Raw genomic sequence first — 1,300 nt, forward strand, 5'->3', positions numbered from 1 at the left:
CGCTGGTTCTTTGAAAAGAACTTCACGAACAAGCACCACTGGAACCAATCGGTGATGCTTCACGCCAAGAAGGGCTTTGATCCTGAACGGGTGGAGAAAACATTGCAGGCGCTGATCGAGCATCATGACGCGCTCCGCATGGTCTACCGTGAGGGACAGGAAGACGTCATTCAATACAACAGAGGTCTTGAAGCTGCTTCCGCTCAATTGGAGGTCATCCAGATTGAGGGCCAAGCTGCAGATTACGAAGACCGTATAGAGAGAGAAGCGGAGCGTTTGCAAAGCAGCATCGACTTGCAGGAAGGCGGCTTGTTAAAAGCAGGCTTGTTCCAAGCGGAAGCCGGAGACCACTTGCTTCTTGCCATTCACCACTTAGTGGTTGACGGCGTGTCGTGGCGGATTTTACTGGAGGATTTCGCCGCAGTATATACACAGCTTGAGCAAGGCAATGAACCGGTTCTCCCGCAGAAAACACATTCATTTGCAGAGTATGCAGAGAGATTGCAAGACTTCGCGAACTCCAAAGCCTTTTTGAAAGAAAAAGAGTATTGGAGACAGCTTGAAGAACAAGCTGTCGCGGCAAAGCTTCCGAAAGACCGCGAATCTGGTGATCAGCGAATGAAACATACAAAGACAATTGAATTCTCGCTGACTGCTGAAGAGACAGAACAGCTCACCACAAAGGTGCATGAGGCATATCACACAGAAATGAATGATATTTTGCTGACGGCATTCGGATTGGCAATGAAGGAGTGGACGGGTCAGGATCGAGTAAATGTTCATTTAGAGGGGCACGGACGTGAAGAAATCATAGAAGACCTGACCATTTCCCGCACAGTCGGCTGGTTTACAAGTATGTACCCAATGGTGCTCGATATGAAGCATGCGGATGATCTGGGCTACCAGCTGAAGCAAATGAAAGAAGATATCAGACATGTGCCGAATAAGGGAGTCGGATACGGCATTCTGCGCTATCTGACGGCACCGGAACATAAAGAAGATGTGGCGTTCTCGATTCAGCCGGATGTCAGCTTCAACTATTTAGGTCAGTTTGACGAAATGTCGGATGCAGGTTTGTTTACGAGATCAGAGCTGCCATCAGGACAGTCATTAAGCCTTGAAACAGAAAAACCGAATGCGCTGGATGTTGTCGGATATATCGAAAACGGAAAACTGACGATGTCACTGGCCTATCATTCTCTTGAATTTCATGAAAAAACAGTACAAACATTCAGTGACAGCTTTAAAGCGCATCTTCTCAGAATCATTGAACATTGCCTATCTCAAGACGGTACGGAAC

Annotated in this window: 1 protein-coding gene; it reads left to right on the plus strand. The window is 47.5% G+C overall.

Annotated elements, in window-relative coordinates; genetic code table 11:
• On the plus strand, positions 1–1,300 hold a 1,300-nt coding region (locus ACWFR1_RS40375; protein ID WP_453561111.1), incomplete at both ends, for a condensation domain-containing protein.

The organism is Streptomyces sp. NPDC055103 (assembly GCF_053607625.1).